The sequence below is a fragment of the Ralstonia sp. SA306 genome, assembly GCF_054792405.1.
In genome coordinates this window covers 2,233,431-2,249,040 of the sequence record NZ_CP096451.1, presented here as the reverse complement: position 1 = coordinate 2,249,040, position 15,610 = coordinate 2,233,431, and the positions used below count along the sequence as shown (strand labels likewise).

Annotated in this window: 15 protein-coding genes; 1 reads left to right on the top strand and 14 read right to left on the bottom strand. The window is 63.9% G+C overall.

Annotated features, from left to right (window positions below):
- Positions 1-15: 15 nt before the first annotated feature.
- The 3 genes from M1D44_RS10765 to ubiD form a co-directional block, all read right to left on the bottom strand.
- Entirely contained in the window at positions 16-2,070 is a 2,055-nt protein-coding gene (locus M1D44_RS10765) for an acetoacetate--CoA ligase (RefSeq protein ID WP_024976382.1), read from the bottom strand.
- A gap of 80 nt (positions 2,071-2,150) precedes the next feature.
- Entirely contained in the window at positions 2,151-3,662 is a 1,512-nt protein-coding gene (locus M1D44_RS10760; RefSeq protein ID WP_024976381.1) for an NAD-dependent succinate-semialdehyde dehydrogenase, read from the bottom strand.
- A gap of 129 nt (positions 3,663-3,791) precedes the next feature.
- Positions 3,792-5,303 carry a 4-hydroxy-3-polyprenylbenzoate decarboxylase gene (gene ubiD / locus M1D44_RS10755; RefSeq protein WP_024976380.1) on the bottom strand — a complete coding sequence of 504 codons (1,512 nt, stop codon included), beginning with the start codon at positions 5,301-5,303 and terminating at the stop codon, positions 3,792-3,794.
- A gap of 538 nt (positions 5,304-5,841) precedes the next feature.
- On the opposite strand from ubiD, the gene M1D44_RS10750 reads away from it, so the two are divergent.
- Positions 5,842-7,029, top strand: a complete 1,188-nt coding sequence (locus M1D44_RS10750) for a lytic transglycosylase domain-containing protein (RefSeq protein ID WP_112185547.1) — start codon at positions 5,842-5,844, stop codon at positions 7,027-7,029.
- Positions 7,030-7,109: 80 nt separating this feature from the next.
- On the opposite strand, the gene M1D44_RS10745 is transcribed toward M1D44_RS10750, so the two are convergent.
- From M1D44_RS10745 to M1D44_RS10695, 11 genes are all read right to left on the bottom strand, one after another.
- A complete protein-coding gene (locus tag M1D44_RS10745) occupies positions 7,110-8,294 on the bottom strand; it encodes a pyridoxal phosphate-dependent aminotransferase (RefSeq protein ID WP_112185545.1) in 1,185 nt (394 codons plus the stop codon).
- A gap of 43 nt (positions 8,295-8,337) precedes the next feature.
- Positions 8,338-8,805 (bottom strand): transcription antitermination factor NusB, encoded by a 468-nt coding sequence (gene nusB / locus M1D44_RS10740; RefSeq protein ID WP_012761449.1) that lies wholly within the window; start codon positions 8,803-8,805, stop codon positions 8,338-8,340.
- A 27-nt stretch (positions 8,806-8,832) separates the two neighbouring features.
- Positions 8,833-9,333 (bottom strand): 6,7-dimethyl-8-ribityllumazine synthase, encoded by a 501-nt coding sequence (gene ribH / locus M1D44_RS10735; RefSeq protein WP_024976377.1) that lies wholly within the window; start codon positions 9,331-9,333, stop codon positions 8,833-8,835.
- A gap of 81 nt (positions 9,334-9,414) precedes the next feature.
- Positions 9,415-10,554 (bottom strand): bifunctional 3,4-dihydroxy-2-butanone-4-phosphate synthase/GTP cyclohydrolase II, encoded by a 1,140-nt coding sequence (gene ribBA, locus M1D44_RS10730; RefSeq protein ID WP_024976376.1) that lies wholly within the window; start codon positions 10,552-10,554, stop codon positions 9,415-9,417.
- 138 nt (positions 10,555-10,692) lie between these two features.
- Complete coding sequence (locus M1D44_RS10725; RefSeq protein ID WP_024976375.1) at positions 10,693-11,346, bottom strand: riboflavin synthase; 654 nt, start codon at positions 11,344-11,346, stop codon at positions 10,693-10,695.
- 6 nt (positions 11,347-11,352) lie between these two features.
- A complete protein-coding gene (gene ribD / locus M1D44_RS10720) occupies positions 11,353-12,465 on the bottom strand; it encodes a bifunctional diaminohydroxyphosphoribosylaminopyrimidine deaminase/5-amino-6-(5-phosphoribosylamino)uracil reductase RibD (RefSeq protein WP_024976374.1) in 1,113 nt (370 codons plus the stop codon).
- Between the two features lie 23 nt (positions 12,466-12,488).
- Complete coding sequence (locus M1D44_RS10715; protein ID WP_316853254.1) at positions 12,489-13,070, bottom strand: GspH/FimT family pseudopilin; 582 nt, start codon at positions 13,068-13,070, stop codon at positions 12,489-12,491.
- Positions 13,058-13,462 (bottom strand): type IV pilin protein, encoded by a 405-nt coding sequence (locus tag M1D44_RS10710; RefSeq protein WP_316853255.1) that lies wholly within the window; start codon positions 13,460-13,462, stop codon positions 13,058-13,060. Before M1D44_RS10710 ends, M1D44_RS10715 begins: the two co-directional genes overlap by 13 nt.
- Positions 13,459-14,214 carry a pilus assembly PilX family protein gene (locus tag M1D44_RS10705; protein WP_439004478.1) on the bottom strand — a complete coding sequence of 252 codons (756 nt, stop codon included), beginning with the start codon at positions 14,212-14,214 and terminating at the stop codon, positions 13,459-13,461. Before M1D44_RS10705 ends, M1D44_RS10710 begins: the two co-directional genes overlap by 4 nt.
- 29 nt (positions 14,215-14,243) lie before the next feature.
- Complete coding sequence (locus M1D44_RS10700; RefSeq protein ID WP_316853256.1) at positions 14,244-15,176, bottom strand: PilW family protein; 933 nt, start codon at positions 15,174-15,176, stop codon at positions 14,244-14,246.
- A gap of 1 nt (position 15,177) precedes the next feature.
- Positions 15,178-15,378, bottom strand: coding sequence for a type II secretion system protein (locus M1D44_RS10695; RefSeq protein ID WP_024976369.1), 201 nt, complete (start codon positions 15,376-15,378; stop codon positions 15,178-15,180).
- Between the last annotated feature and the right edge of the window lie 232 nt (positions 15,379-15,610).

Genomic DNA, 15,610 nt, shown 5'->3' with positions numbered 1-15,610 from the left:
GAACCAACGATTGGTCTAGCTCCGCCACGATTCCAGTGCTGGCGCGGGTTCGCCGGAGGTGCCGCTGTGCTGAGCCAACGACTGGGCGTAGCTCGCATACCACGTCAGAACGTCCGGATTGGCCATTGCATCAGGGTTGGCAACGCGCTCGGGCGGCGCGCCCAGCAGCAGCTTCTTGATCGGTACTTCCATTTTCTTGCCCGAGAGCGTGCGCGGCACGCCGGGCGCCTGCACAACCACGTTGGGCACATGCCGGGCCGATAGTCCTGCCTTGATGCGCGCGTTGATCGTGCTGCGCAGCGTGTCGTCGAGCGTCGCGCCCTCGCGCAGCACGACGAACAGCGGCATAAACGATTCCCGGCCGAGAAATTCCAGGTCGACGACAAGGCTGTCGAGCACTTCGGGCAGGTCTTCCACGACGCGGTACAGCTCCGCAGTGCCCATGCGGATGCCGTGGCGGTTGATGGTGGCGTCGGACCGGCCGTAGATGACGGCGCCGCCACGCGGGGTGATCTTGATCCAGTCGCCGTGGCGCCACTGGCCGGGGTACATATCGAAGTAGCTGTCGCGGTAGCGGCTGCCATCGGTGTCGCCCCAGAAGAAAAGCGGCATTGACGGGATGGGCGCGGTGCAGACCAGTTCGCCGACCGCGTCGATGAGCGGTTGGCCGGCCTCGTCCAGGGCTTCCACACGCGAGCCCAGGTTGCGGCATTGCATCTCACCCGCATAGACGGGCAGCGTGGCGACGCCGCCCACGAAGCATCCGGCGAAGTCGGTGCCGCCGGAAATCGGATTGAGCCAGACGTCGGCCTTCACGTGGTGGTAGATCCAGTCATACGCCTCGGCCGAGAGCGGCGAACCGGTCGATCCGACCGCACGCAGTTTCGACAAGTCGAAATCGCGACCGGGCTCGATACCGGCCTTCAGGCAATTGGCGAAGAACGCCGCCCCGGCGCCGAAGAACGTTACGCCCGCATCCTGCGCGAAGCGCCACAGTGTATTGAGATCGGGCGTGCCGGGATTGCCGTCGTAAATGGCGAGCGTGACGCCGCCGAGCAGGCCGCTCGCCTGCGAATTCCACATGACCCAGCCGGTGCTGCTGTACCAGTGATAAACGTCGTCGGGACCAAGGTCGAGATGCAGCGCGCCCATCATCGTCTGCACCAGCAGCAGGCCGCCGTGGCCATGCACGATGGGCTTGGGCATGCCGGTGGTGCCGGACGAATACAGAATCCACAGCGGGTGGTCGGCAGCGACCGGTGTGATGACGAGCGGCACGTCGCTGGCCGTCAAGTCGCGCCAGTCGTGGGCGTCCGGGAAGCGCGCGCGGTTGATATCGCCGAGCAGTTGCGGCACGAGCACGAGGTGTTCGACGGTGGGCAGCGTGGCGACCATCTCCGCGATTACGTCGGTGCGGTCGAAAGCGCGTCCGCCATAGTGATAGCCGTCCACCGCGATCAGCACCTTCGGTTCGATCTGCCGGAAGCGGTCCGTGACGGCCACCTGGCCCATGTCAGGCGCGCAGACTGACCAGACGGCCCCCACGCTGGCCGCAGCGAGGAACGCGACGATGGCGTCTGGCGTGTTCGAGAGATACGCGGCAACGCGGTCGCCGGGCTCCACGCCCATCTTGCGCAGTGCATCGGCCAGAGAAGCGACGCGTTGGCGCAGTTCTCGCCATGACAGATCGGCCAGCGGCTTGGTCTCGCTGGCGTAGCGGATGGCGGTGCGGTCGGGGCTGCCGCCTTCTTCCACATGGCGCATGACCTGATCGACGTAATTGAGCTTGGCGCCGAGCAGCCACTGCGCGCCAGGCATGGTGCGGTCGCCGAGCATCCGCGTGAACGGTGTCGAGGCGCGCAGGTCGAGGTAATCCCAGACGGACGTCCAGAATGCTTCCAGCTCGGTGGTAGACCACTCCCAGAGTTGGGCGTAGTCCTCTGGCGTGGTGGCTGAGAAGCGCAGGCCGCGTTCGCGCGCAAGCCAATCGAGATAGTGGGTCAGGCGCGAACGCGCGATGAAATCAGCAGACGGCGTCCATAGCAGGGCGCCTTCCTGGATGGTGCTCATGTGTCTCCTCCGCCGGCCAGGCAAGGGGAAAGGCCGCCCGCTCTATCAATGTGGCAGGTCGGCCGATAGGGGATGGCGGTTCAGATGCCGCCCATGCACAGATACTTGAGTTCGAGATATTCGTCGATGCCGTAGACCGAACCTTCACGGCCCAGGCCCGATTGTTTGATGCCGCCAAACGGCGCCACCTCATTCGAGATGAGCCCCGTGTTGATGCCGACCATGCCGTACTCAAGCTGTTCGGCCACGCGCCAGATGCGGCCGATGTCGCGGCTGAAAAAGTACGACGCCAAGCCGAATTCGGTGTCGTTGGCCAGGCGCACGACTTCCGCCTCGTCCTGGAACTTGAAGATGGCGGAGACCGGGCCGAAGGTTTCTTCGCGCGCGATCAGCATGTCGGGCGTGGCGTCAGCCAGCACGGTGGGCTCCACGAAACGCTGCGAGCCGAAGCCCTGCATCAGCTTGCCACCGGCAGTCAGGCGTGCGCCTTTCTGCGTCGCGTCGTTGATGTGGCGCTGCACTTTCTCCACGGCCTGATCATCGATCAGCGGGCCTTGCACCACACCCGTCTCGAAGCCGTTGCCGACCTTGATGCCGCGCACCTTGACCGAGAGCTTTTCGACAAACGCGTCGTACACCGAGGCATGCACATAGAAGCGGTTCGTACACACACAGGTCTGGCCCGCGTTGCGGTATTTCGACTGCACTGCGCCTTCCACGGCAGCATCGATGTCGGCGTCGTCGAACACGATGAACGGCGCATGGCCGCCCAGCTCCAGCGCGACCTTCTTCACCGTCGGCGAGCACTGCTGCATCAGGATGCGGCCCACCGGCGTCGAGCCCGTGAACGACAGATGCCGCACGATCGGCGATTCGCACAGGGCTTTACCGATGGCGATTGACCGGTCCGCGTCGCCCGTCACCACGTTGACCACGCCCTTGGGAATGCCCGCGCGGTGCGCCAGTTCGGCCATCGCCAGCGCAGACAGCGGCGTCTGTTCAGCCGGCTTGATGACGATGGTGCAACCTGCCGCCATGGCCGGCGCAACCTTGCGGGTGATCATCGCCAGCGGGAAGTTCCACGGCGTGATGGACGCGCACACGCCCACCGGCTGCTTGAGCACGACCATGCGCTTGTCGCGCCAGGTGCTGGCCATCACGTCGCCCGAGACGCGCTTGGCCTCTTCGGCAAACCATTCGATGAACGATGCCCCGTAGACGATCTCGCCCTTGGCTTCGGCCAGCGGCTTGCCTTGCTCTGCCGTCATGAGGGCGGCGAGGTCGTCGGCATTGGCGATCAGCAGGTCGAACCAGCGGCGCATCAGCGCTGCGCGCTCCTTGCCAGTCAGCTCGCGCCACGCAGGCCACGCCGCGTTGGCCGCGTCGATCGCGCGCAGCGTTTCTGCATGCCCGAGGTTGGCGACGTCGGTCAGGTGTGCGTTGGTCGCAGGGTCGTGGACGGGGAAGGTCGCGCCGTCGGCGGCGCCAACCCAGGCGCCGTCCACATAGGACTGTGTCTTGACGAGGGTGCGGTCTTTGATGCGCTCCAGCGCGTTGGCGGCGGTGCGGGATGAGTCGAGTGCTTCGGCCATGGCGTTCTCCATAAGGAAGGCGGACCCAGTAGACAAAAAGGGCCCGCCTTTTAGATGCAGCAGTCGCTTAACTTGCTAAGAATAACCGAACGATCGTTCGCTCGCAGACTGAGCCGCCAGGCCTTGTGGTTATTGGAAGAGCGTGTCCCACATGGTGTCGACCTTAGCCTTGACGGCGGCATCCATGACGATGGGCTGGCCCCATTCGCGGGTGGTTTCGCCCGGCCACTTGTTGGTGGCATCAATGCCCATCTTGGAACCCAGCCCAGACACGGGGGATGCGAAGTCGAGATAGTCGATGGGCGTGTTCTCGACCATGACCGTATCGCGCGCCGGGTCGACACGCGTAGTGATCGCCCAGATCACTTCCTTCCAGTCGCGCAGGTTCACATCGTCGTCCACCACCACGATGAACTTCGTATACATGAACTGCCGCAGGAAGCTCCACACGCCGAACATCACGCGTTTGGCGTGGCCGGCGTATTGCTTCTTCATGCTGACCAGCGCCATGCGGTAGCTGCAGCCCTCGGGCGGCAGATAGAAATCGGCAATCTCCGGAAACTGCTTCTGCAGCAACGGCACGAACACTTCATTGAGCGCCACGCCAAGCACGGCCGGCTCGTCGGGCGGCTTGCCTGTATACGTAGAGTGATAAATCGGGTCGCGGCGCATCGTAATGCGCTCGACCGTGAACACCGGAAACCAGTCCTGCTCGTTGTAATAGCCGGTGTGATCGCCGAAGGGGCCTTCGAGTGCGTGCTGATAGCCGCTCGGGTGTGTCGGGTCGGGCTGGATATGACCTTCGAGGATGATCTCGGCGCCAGCCGGGACTTGCAGTTGTGCCTGCGCGAGCGAGGGTGTCAGGCATGTCGCAAGCTCGGTCCGACTGCCACGCAGCAGACCTGCGAACTGGTATTCAGATAACGTGTCCGGCACCGGCGTCACCGCGCCGAGAATGGTGGCCGGGTCGGCACCCAGCGCAACGGCAATTGGAAACGGCTGGCCCGGATTGGCGATGGCGTGTTCGCGGAAGTCCAGCGCGCCGCCCCGGTGCGCCAGCCAACGCATGATGACCTGGTTGCGACTGATGACCTGCTGTCGATAGATGCCAAGGTTCTGCCGCTTCTTGTGCGGCCCGCGCGTGATGACCAGTCCCCATGTGACGAGCGGTGCCGCATCGCCCGGCCAGCATGTCTGTACGGGAATGCGCGCGAGGTCGACGTCATTCCCTTCCCACACGATCTCCTGGCACGCTGGCGAAGACACCTTGCGGGGCGCCATGTCCCACACGGCCTTGGCCATCGTCCACAGCTTGCCGGCTTCACGCAGACCGCGCGGCGGTTCGGGTTCTTTCAATGCCGAGAGCAGGCGCCCCACGTCACGCAGTTCATCGAGTGACTCCGCACCCATGCCCAGCGCCACACGGCGCGTGGTGCCGAACAGGTTCGCGAGCACCGGCATGTCGTACTTCTGTGTGCCATCCACCGGCTGCTCGAAGACCACCGCTGGGCCTTCGGCGCGCAGCAGGCGGTCACAGACTTCGGTCATTTCCAGGCGCGGCGATACCGGTTGGCGCACGCGGCGCAGTTCGCCCGTGCGTTCGAGCTGGGCGAGAAAGTCACGTAAGTCCCTGTATTGCATGGAGATTTTGTAACCAAAGGTAAGGTGGGTCGCCTACAACGTGGAGGGGCCGGCCCTCCGAACGGTCGTCCGGGAGACATTTTTTTGGTGTAGGCAGGGTGGCCGCGATTGTACGGCCAAAACCCCACGGCCCCCTGATGACAGAACGCATCGCAGGTCAGCTAGTCCCAACAACACTGGTTGGATCATAACTTTTAGATATGAAAACTTACTTCTTTATGATTGACTTGGAATAACGCGCTTCCTACAATCCAATCCGATCTGGTAATTGTTGCAATGCAACATGTTTTCGGCTAATGCCTTCGCCCAACTCTCCGACGTATGAGGGGCGACACCAGAGCACATCAGCATCGCTGCGGGACGTGACCTCCCCAAGGACACGGCCCGCATTTCTCTGGGCACTAGGGGAGTGCCCCCAACAGATGCCGGCTGACTGCAACAGCGCGGCATCCTTACTAAAAACCGTTGCGACACGAAACGCACGGCGCCATGCAAAAGAAAGGCGTCTACCGGATCAGCGCAGCGGACGGAGGTAAGTATGAACGGTTGGAAAACCCTTCATTCTTCCGGGATCGGATCGGCGCTGCAACGCCGGCTCGTAGCCCCGGTTGGCCGCCGCCTCGCGCGTGCAGGTCAAGTTGCGCTGCCTCGTAAGCTGCGCATGGAGTTGAACGCAGGGGGCGCTGCCGCGTCCCGCAATGAGTTGCATCCTGGCGTGCTGCTGGTGTTCCGCAGCGGGCATGTCGTGCTCAATAGCATCGGCTTGCTGGCTGTGGCCGCTGCAGTCGCGCTCTCGCTCAACAGCGAGTGGCGTGCCACGGTCGCTCAACGCGTGCTGCATTTCACGCCGGGTGTCGACACCAGTGTCGCCTCGGCCAATCCGTCACCCGCGATTGCGGCTGGCGTGCAGCCGGTAGCTTTTGCGCCGACTGCGCCGTCTGCCGGTACGGGCGCCGCCCAGGCTGTGGCCCCTGCTACGGCCCAAGGCGGCACGGTGGCGGCTGCCGGTTGGGACACGCTATCCAAGGTGCCGTCCGTGGCCGAGTTGGCCGCGCAGATTCCGAACACGCAAGTCGTCCGCGACGCGCGTGAGTCGGCAACCGCCGGTACCCCGCGAGAGCAGGCTGCCGTGGCGGAGTACATTGCCCGCAAGTACCGCGTGGCGGCCACTGCCACGGGCCAGCTGGTGAAGGCGGCCTATCAGACCGGCAAGGAAGTCGGCCTGGATCCGTTGCTCATCCTCGGCGTGATGGCGATCGAGTCCAGCTTTAACCCGTTCGCCGAAAGCGGTATGGGTGCGCAGGGCCTGATGCAGGTCATGACCAAGGTCCACCAGGACAAGTACGAGGTGATGGGTGGCGTTGGTGCCGCGCTCAACCCGTACGCCAACATCAAGGTCGGTGCGCTCGTGCTGAAGGATTGCATCGCGCGTGCAGGTTCGATCGAGGGCGGCCTGAAGCTGTATGTCGGTGCGGTCACACAAGGCGACGGCGGCTACGGCGGCAAGGTGCTGCAAGAGCGTTCGCGCCTGCGCATGGTGGCTACCGGCCACCGTTCGCCGATGACGGCGGCGTCGGAGCGCGAATCGGCGAAGCCGGTCGCAGCGGCAACGCCTGTGACGCAAGCCGAGGCGAAGACGCAAGCCGCCAAGGCGGCCGACAAGCAACCGGCTACAGGTCAGCAGGAAGAGGCGCGTCTGGATGACAAGTCCCAAGGCCAGGCCTGATTGACTTGCTTGGCTGCGCTATATAAGAAAGGCCGTCCTTCGGGACGGCCTTTTTGCTTGGACGAGGCGCGGAGATCGTTTTACCGTCCGAACAGCTTGCCCAACCTCGCGACGGCTTCTTCCAGATGTGCCATCGATGTTGCGTACGACAGTCGGATGTAGTGCTGGGCCGTGTGCGGACCAAAATCAAGCCCAGGCACCAGCACTACGCCGGCGTCATGCAGCATCGACTGGGTGAGGGCATCGGCATTGGAAGCGTGCGGGTGGTTTACGCCACGGCAATCGGCGTAGACATAGAACGCCCCATCCGGCTTGACCGGTACCTTGAAGCCAAGCGACTCCAGCGCCGGCACGATGAAATCGCGGCGGCGACGGAATTCGGCCTTGCGTGCCTCGTAGATCGCCAGCGCTTCCGGTTCAAAGCACGCGAGCGCGGCATACTGCGCCACCGCCGACGCGCAGATGAACAGGTTTTGCGCGACTTTCTCGAACTCTGGCACCAGTTCGGCGGGCGCTACCAGCCAGCCAAGGCGCCAGCCGGTCATATTGAAGTACTTGGAAAAGCTGTTGATCGTGACGACATCGTCGCCGAACGACAGTGCTGAAACGGGCGCCTGATCGTACGAGAGGCCTTGGTAAATCTCGTCGACGATCGAAAATCCGCCTCGCGCGCGTACCGTCTGCACGATCCGCTGCAGCTCGTCCGGCAGGATCGACGTGCCGGTCGGGTTGGATGGGGAGGCCAGCAACACGCCCTGCGTACGTTCCCCCCAGTGAGCTTCGACCTGCGCGGCCGTCAATTGGAAGCGTTCTTCCGGCCCCGATGGCACCAGCTTTGCCTCGCCATTGAAGGCCGCCACGAAGTGACGGTTGCACGGATAGCTCGGATCGGGCATCAGGACTTCGCCGCCAACCTCCACCAACACCGCACACGCCAGCAGCAGCGCTGCCGACGCGCCCGCCGTGACAATGATGCGCTCGGGCGCAATGTCGAGGCCGTAAGTGGTCTGGTAGTAGCGGGCGATGGCTTGGCGCAGTGGGCGGATGCCCAATGCGCCGGTGTACTGCGTGACGCCACGTCGCATGGCGTCGGCGGCGGCTTGCACGACGGGCTCGGCGGCGGTGAAGTCCGGCTCGCCGATGCCCATGTGAATGATGCTGCGTCCGGCCAGCTCCAGCTCGCGGGCCTGCTTGGCCAGCTCCATCACGTGAAAGGCGCGGATATTGGCCAGCCGGGCGGCTGTCTGCAGGCGGTGGGCGTCCATCTTGAAGCGAAGCGAAAGGGTAAAGCGAAGAGCAGACGCCGAATTACCGGCGGGCAGCGACCTCGACAGCGCGCACCTGGGCGGCCAGCTTGTCCAGCACGCCGTTGACGTACTTGTAGCCTTCCACGCCACCGAAGGTCTTGGTCAGTTCAACCGCCTCGTTGATCACGACCTTGTACGGGATGTCCACGCAGTGCACTAGCTCGTACGCGCCGACCAGCAGGGCGGCACGTTCGACCGGTGACAACTCGGCAACCGGGCGATCCAGGTACGGCGTGAACGCCTCGGTCAGCGTGGTTTCTTCGCGGATGGCGCCGTGCAGCAGCGCGTCGAAGTGCGCGCGGTCGGCCTTGTTGAAGCCTTGCGCATCCTGCAGATGCGCCTCGACCACGCCGGGGTCGTTGCGATTGAGCAGCCATTGATACAGACCTTGCAGCGCCAGTTCGCGCGCACGGCGGCGCGCGCTCTTGGCGGGCGCCTTGGTCTTGGCTTGGGAATTGTCTTGCGTCATGGGAAAAGCCTTTGCGCGAGGAAGCGCTTATTCATTCTCGCCGTCGTCGTCCTGGCCGTGATCCTGCAGACCGTCGAGGTCGTTGGTCAGGTTGGCCATTTCGACGGCGGTACGGGCGCAGTCGCGACCTTTCTCGCGGGTGCGGGCGTGGGCCTGTGCATCGGTGTCGGTGGTCAGGATGCCGTTGGCGATGGCGATGTTGAAGTCGAGGCCCACGCGCGTGATGCCGGCGCCCGATTCATTGGACACCAGCTCGAAGTGGTACGTCTCGCCGCGGATGACTGCGCCCAGCGCGATCAGGGCGTCGAACTGGCCCGATTCGGCCATCTTTTGCAGCGCCAGCGGGGCTTCCAGCGCGCCGGGCACGGTCACGAGCAGCACGTCTTCGCCCGCCACGCCGAGTTGTTCGAGTTCAGCGACGCAGGCCTCGCGCAGCGCTTCGCACACGGGCTCGTTGAAACGCGCCTGGACGATGCCGATGCGCAGGCCTTCGCCGTTGAGATTGGTCGGGTAGAAGCCGTGGTCCATGGTGTATTCCGGTTGGGGTTGCCGGTTAGGCAACGTCAAAAAAGAAAGTCGGCGCGGCAGTCTAGGCTGCCGGCGGAAAAATCAATGCGTGGCGGCGGACGAAGTGGAAGTGACGTCGGGCGCATCCGCCATCGATTGGTACGCCGTCACCTCCAGATCGTAGCCGACCATGCTCGGCAGCTTGAGTGGCGAGGCCAGCACACGCATCTTGCCGACGCCCACCTCCTTCAGGATCTGCGCGCCGATACCGTAAATGCGCGGATCGGGTTTGGTGCGCGGGCGCTCGTGCGGCGCGTCCAGCGCGGAGAACTGGGTGAACAGCCGGTCCGCCGAATCGCCGCAATTGAGCAGCACGACCACGCCGGTCGGGGCAGCCTGGACGGCGCGCAGGGCAGCGGGCACGCTCCACGAGTGCGTCGTGCGCTGGCACTCGAGCAGGTCGAGCACCGAGAGGGGCTCATGCACGCGCACCAGCGTTTCGGTGTCCGGTGTCGGCGTGCCCTTGACCAGCGCCAGATGGGCGCGGCCGGCCGCCCGATCGCGGAAGGCGACGGCGTGGAATGTGCCGAACTGCGTCTCCATCGTGCGCTCGCCGACGCGCTCGACGATGCTCTCAGTGCGGCTGCGGTATTGGATCATGTCGGCAATCGTGCCGATCTTCAGGCCGTGTTTCTTGGCGAATTCCACGAGGTCCGGCAAGCGCGCCATGGTGCCGTCGTCCTTCAGGATCTCGCAGATTACGGCGGCGGGTGTCAGGCCAGCCATCGCGGTCAGGTCGCAACCGGCTTCGGTGTGGCCGGCGCGCATCAGCACGCCGCCCTTCTGGGCTCGCAGCGGGAAGATGTGGCCCGGATTCACCAAGTCAGACGGTTTCGCGTTCTTGGCGGCGGCCACCTGAATGGTGCGTGCGCGGTCGGCGGCGGAAATACCGGTGGTTACGCCTTCAGCCGCTTCGATCGATACGGTGAAATTGGTGCCGAACTGCGTACCGTTGCGGCTGGCCATCATTGGCAGGTCGAGCTGGTCGCAATGCTCTTCGGTGAGCGTCAGGCACACTAGGCCGCGCGCGTGCGTGACCATGAAGTTGATGGCTTCCGGCGTGACGAAATCGCTCGCCAGGATCAGGTCGCCTTCGTTCTCACGGTCTTCCTCGTCGACCAGGATGACCATCCGGCCGGCGCGGATTTCGGCAATGATTTCTTCGACTGTGGCGATCGACATGGCGTAGCAGGGGTGCGCGCCGCTGACCAACTCCCGCAAATTCGTAATTTCGGGGGCCATGCGACTGCGTAAATGGGAAGCCGGCTATTGTACGCCAAGGGTACGCCAAGGTGGCCCCAAGCCAGTGGGGTCAGCGGTTCAGGCGGCTGCCAGAGGCTGGGTGCCCACGGGCAGGCCGATGGCGGCGTGGGTCAGCATGCGTTCCACGTAGCGGGCGATCAGGTCGATCTCCAGGTTGACCTGGCTGCCGGCCTTCAAGTGCTTGAGCGTGGTGACCGCCACGGTGTGCGGGATCAGATTGATCGAGAACTCGCAGCCGTCGGCGTCGTCCCGGACGGTATTGACCGTGAGCGACACGCCGTTGACCACCACGGAGCCCTTGTAGGCGAGATATTTGCCCAGCTCCGCCGGCGCCCGCACACGCAGTTCGTGCGATTCGTTGACGGGCGCGAAATGCGTGACCGTGCCCAGGCCGTCCACGTGGCCGGATACGAGGTGCCCGCCGATGTGGTCGGCCAGGCGCAGGGCCTTCTCCAGATTCACCTCGCCCGGACGTTCCAGCCCGACCGTCTTGGACAGCGATTCGCGCGACACATCCACGTCGAAGCGGCTGTCAGTTTTGGCGACAACCGTCATGCACGCACCCTGGATAGCGATCGAATCGCCCAACGCCACGTCCGCCAGCGGCAGGCCGCCCGAGTCGATGGACAGGCGCACGCCTGCATCGGCGTTGTCGCCAAGCGGCGAGACGGTTTCAATGCGGCCAACTGCGGCGACGATTCCGGTGAACATGAGCAATCAATCCGTGGGGTTGCGGCGCGCCAGGATGCGGAGGTCGCCCCCGATGCGCGAGATGTCGTGAAAGAAGAATTCGGCCGCGCCTTCCAGCGTTTGCAGCGGCCCCATATTGAACATGCCCTGGCCCGAGCCGAGCACCTTGGGCGCAAGGTAGACGAGGATCTCGTCAACCAGCCCTTCGCGCAGCAGCGAGCCGTTGAGCTTGAAGCCGGCCTCGACGTGCAGCTCGTTGATCTCGCGGCGGCCCAGTTCGCGCAGGACTGCGGCCAGGTCGACCTTTCCATCAGCGTTGGGCAGGAGGATGACCTCCGCGCCGCGCTCGCTCAACGCGCGCATGCGGCCGGCTTCGGGCTGGGCGGCAAAAATCAACGTCGGCTCGTGGTGCCCATCTGTGGTGAGGATGTGGGCGTCGAGCGGCACGTCCAGTGCCGAGTCGATCAATACGCGGCGCGGCTGGCGCGGCGTATTGACGGCGCGCACGGTCAGTCGCGGATTGTCTTCGCGCACCGTGCCGATGCCGGTGAGGATGGCACAGGCGCGTGCGCGCCAGCGGTGGCCGTCGTTGCGCGCTTCGGTTTCGGTAATCCACTGGCTGATGCCGTTGTCCAGCGCGGTGCGGCCGTCCAACGATGCACCGACCTTCACGCGTACCCACGGCGTGCCGCGCGTCATGCGTGAAACGAAGCCGATGTTCAGCTCACGCGCTTCGCGCTCGAGCAGTCCGCAACGCACGTCGACGCCGGCATCGCGCAGCTTCTGCAAGCCGCGTCCGGAGACGGCGGGGTTCGGATCTTCCATGGCCGCGACCACGCGGGCAATACCGGCCTCGACCAGCCGGTCCGCGCAGGGCGGGGTGCGGCCAAAGTGGCTGCAGGGCTCCAGCGTCACATACGCGGTGGCGCCGCGCACGTCCTGGCCGCGCGACTGGGCATCCTTGATGGCCTGGATTTCAGCGTGGTCCTGGCCGGCGGGTTGCGTATGGCCCTCGCCGATGACGGTGTCGTCACGCACGATCACGCATCCGACGCGCGGGTTAGGCGTGGTGGTGAACAAGCCTTTCTCGGCCAGCGCCAGGGCGCGCTGCATCATGGCGTGGTCGAAGTCGGAGAACATGGGCAAAAAACGGGGAGTATGAATTAATCGTCGTTAGTCGAGGCGCCAGTGCCGCACGTTTTGGTGTCCTGGGCCGGATCGCAGATGCGGGCGCGGCCTGCTGAGCTGATGCGGACTCGCCGTACATGTGCTCCGCATCGGATGGTTAGCGTGCCGTATAGCTGGCTGCCGTTGCGCTGTCGCGAGTATCCCACAGGTGCATACGAGAGGGTGCCAACGTCGCGCTGTGACGGCGTGAACGCAAATTCGACCGGCGGCACCACCGGAGGCGATACGCGCATCAAGATATCTTCGGTGCCCGGCTCCAGAGGCGTCGCCTGGGTCTGCGGCGAGGGCGTCATATACAACGCCCATCCCGACGACCAACCCTGCTGAGCGCTGAGCGGACCGAGGTGGATCCACATACGCTGATTGCGCGACATAGTCTGCGCCAGCGAGATGGCGCTGACAAAGCGGTCGGCCATAACAACGACGGTCTCGCGTTGCCACCAGTTCAGGCCGGTGGGCCCGGCGAACACCGCCAGGATCGCCATGACGCTCAGGACGACTACAAGCTCAGCGAGCGTGAAGCCCGCCCGCAGACGGGCCGCTTTCATGGCCAGCATGCATGCGATGCAGGTTGACGCGCGTTGCCGATCTGCGTGAACCGTTCGCCGGTGCTGCGCAGGATGAGCGAGCCGCACCCCGTGCCCGGGTGCACCGGCTGGGCCACGACTTCAACGCAATGTACGAGAGCGCGGCCTTCGCAAGGATTAGTGATCAAGTGATAACCGGAGATGTGGTTCGGAACGCTTGCCGATGCGGAGCTGTCGCCTGTGCGCGCGTACTGGCGCTCCCATTCCACCATGGTCGAGACCAGCGCCGCTTGCACTGCAGCCCGCTGCGCGCGCTCATGGTGTCTTGACCAGGTTTGTATGGCAGCGCTGGTCAACAACGCGGCGATAGCCAATGCAATCGTGAGTTCGACAAGGGTGAATGCGGCATGGCGACACCTCATCGCAGGCCTTCCTCGATCAGCTCACGCCAGCTCAAGCGGCCGAGCATGAGTGTCTGCACTTGGGTGTCGATTGCGCCTTGTTGGGTGCTTGTGGTGTAGACGCGTTGTGTCACCGTTCCATTGGGACGAATGATGGGCGATGCACCTTCGATGGTTGCCTGAGCCGTGGGCGTACGGCTCGGTATTTTTGGGCGGAAGACGGTTTGCAGCACGATGCTGACGGCGGGGTCGGTGCCAAATCCTGCTGCCGTGAGGCGATACAAACGAGGGGCTGTCGTTTCATCGGTATGGGTTGCGTGGCTGGGCCATCGATCTGGAATCCGCTCGATGACGTACCGCGCAGTGCGTCTGGCAATGCGCTTGCTACCCGGGAGGCGCGTGTCGATCTCTACGGCGAGGGTGGTCGTATCCAGCAGTCGCGCCAACGTCCAGAGCGATTGGCCGGGCTGCGGCTGACATAGTCCGAGCGAGACACCGCTGCCGCACGTGCCGGCCAAGAAGCCGCGTCCCGAAACCGGATCGAGAGCGGCGATACGTTCGAGCGGCACGGCCGCTATACATTCGAGATTCGTTGGCGTTTCGGTGGCGACGGACAGTTCGCACTCCGCCGCATTCAGCGCCATTTCGGCAGCGTATTTGGCCAAGGCGCGATCGGCGATGAGAGACGTGCGATGCCGCTGATCCAACACCAGATGGAAGGTCGCCATGGTCAGCAGGCTGAGCAACGCCACTGCAGGCATCACGATCATCATCGAAAAGCCACGCGCTTTGGCCCTGTCGCTCAACATACGTCCACATCGCAGGCGAGCGGATTGCGTAAGTGCACCGTTGCCGTGAAGACGGCACGATGGCGGTGGGGTTGGGTGGGCGTGAACTGCAAGTCTTGCGCGTTGGCGCCTTCCACTCGCTGGAGGTTGGGAAATAGCGCAAGTGTTGACGTGGTCTTGTTGGCTGAACTGGGCGAGTTGTAGTCGCCGCGGACGACCAGCACGATGTGCACGGCTTGAACCTGGCGCCATTGCTCGGCGGTGAGCGAGCGCGCAGACAGTGTCGTGGCGGCCGTGCCGCCAGCGGTCCGAACCACATATAGAAGCTGCATTGTTTCGACGCCGCGGACCATGCCATTAGATGTCCAACCGCCTGCCACAGTCTGACCGTCTTGATGCCTTCGCGAGCGGCACATCAGCTGCGGTTCTTGATCCGGAGCTCGGCTGAGGTAGAGCAGCATGTATCCCGCACGCTGCTCCTCGCTGCCGTTTTGGACACGCTCAGCTACGCCGTAGCCGGAGCAGTCGACAATGCTCTGATCAGTTCGGTCTGGCTTGGTCTGCATGCTGCGACCGGCAAAGCGCACCAGCAGCGCGTCGCTTCCTTGGATGTCGCTGCTATTGCACTCCAGAGCCTCCGCTTCTCGAGGGGCGCAACTGTCCGCACCTTGGATCGAGAGTGCTGCCTTGGCGTCTGGCCATCGGCGCTCCTGCGATACCGCCGGTGTATCGGTTACCCAGCCTGCATGCTGCAGTGCCGTTGTCAGTAGTTCCAGCGCTTGCGTGCCGCGACTTTCGATCAGGGCATCATCGGCAACGCGCTGGTAGCTTGCTCGCGCAAGGAGTGTGAGTTGCAGAGCGATACCCAGCACGATCAACCCTACCAGCATGCCAATCAGCAACTCCACCAGCGTCGCACCACGCCGAGCATGCGAGAGCTGCCGCATGTCAGCGCCCGCTTGCGGATTCGACTCGGTCGTTTTGCGTTCGGACGTCGGTCAATAGTTGACGCAGGCTTTGGCTCGTAGCCTCCATCTGCTCAAGTGCAGACAGGGTGCCCGCAGCGCACAGGGACAATACGGCCAGAGCGACGAGGGATTCGAGGAGGATGGCGCCGTGTTGGCGCTTGGCGTGATGGTGGACGGGCATGAGTCAACTGACACTTGGAGTTGCTCAAGTTAGTGTGGATTTGGCCGTATAACTGTCATATCTGGTCAATACCCTCCTGAGGAATCGCCTGCGCGGTATCCCGTGATGTGGCGGACCGTTGGTTTTTCACCAACGTGAGCCTTCCCAAGTCTTTGGTTGAAGGAGGGGGTTGTTGACACTTTTTGACTAATTCCCCACTATTCCAGAGATGCATCTGCCTGGGCTTTTTTTG

What these genes read in the sequence shown, in the direction of transcription:
- M1D44_RS10745 (WP_112185545.1), bottom strand. Translation starts at nt 8,294, where the DNA reads ATGGACGCCCACCGCCTGCAGACAGCCGCCCGGCTGGCCAATATCCGC.
- M1D44_RS10725 (WP_024976375.1), bottom strand. Translation starts at nt 11,346, where the DNA reads ATGTTCACCGGAATCGTCGCCGCAGTTGGCCGCATTGAAACCGTCTCG.
- ribD (WP_024976374.1), bottom strand. Translation starts at nt 12,465, where the DNA reads ATGTTCTCCGACTTCGACCACGCCATGATGCAGCGCGCCCTGGCGCTG.
- M1D44_RS10700 (WP_316853256.1), bottom strand. Translation starts at nt 15,176, where the DNA reads ATGCGGCAGCTCTCGCATGCTCGGCGTGGTGCGACGCTGGTGGAGTTG.
- M1D44_RS10705 (WP_439004478.1), bottom strand. Translation starts at nt 14,214, where the DNA reads ATGATGATCGTGATGCCTGCAGTGGCGTTGCTCAGCCTGCTGACCATG.
- ribBA (WP_024976376.1), bottom strand. Translation starts at nt 10,554, where the DNA reads ATGTCGATCGCCACAGTCGAAGAAATCATTGCCGAAATCCGCGCCGGC.
- M1D44_RS10715 (WP_316853254.1), bottom strand. Translation starts at nt 13,070, where the DNA reads ATGCTGGCCATGAAAGCGGCCCGTCTGCGGGCGGGCTTCACGCTCGCT.
- ubiD (WP_024976380.1), bottom strand. Translation starts at nt 5,303, where the DNA reads ATGCAATACAGGGACTTACGTGACTTTCTCGCCCAGCTCGAACGCACG.
- M1D44_RS10695 (WP_024976369.1), bottom strand. Translation starts at nt 15,378, where the DNA reads ATGCCCGTCCACCATCACGCCAAGCGCCAACACGGCGCCATCCTCCTC.
- M1D44_RS10710 (WP_316853255.1), bottom strand. Translation starts at nt 13,462, where the DNA reads ATGAGGTGTCGCCATGCCGCATTCACCCTTGTCGAACTCACGATTGCA.
- M1D44_RS10750 (WP_112185547.1), top strand. Translation starts at nt 5,842, where the DNA reads ATGAACGGTTGGAAAACCCTTCATTCTTCCGGGATCGGATCGGCGCTG.
- M1D44_RS10765 (WP_024976382.1), bottom strand. Translation starts at nt 2,070, where the DNA reads ATGAGCACCATCCAGGAAGGCGCCCTGCTATGGACGCCGTCTGCTGAT.
- nusB (WP_012761449.1), bottom strand. Translation starts at nt 8,805, where the DNA reads ATGACGCAAGACAATTCCCAAGCCAAGACCAAGGCGCCCGCCAAGAGC.
- M1D44_RS10760 (WP_024976381.1), bottom strand. Translation starts at nt 3,662, where the DNA reads ATGGCCGAAGCACTCGACTCATCCCGCACCGCCGCCAACGCGCTGGAG.
- ribH (WP_024976377.1), bottom strand. Translation starts at nt 9,333, where the DNA reads ATGGACCACGGCTTCTACCCGACCAATCTCAACGGCGAAGGCCTGCGC.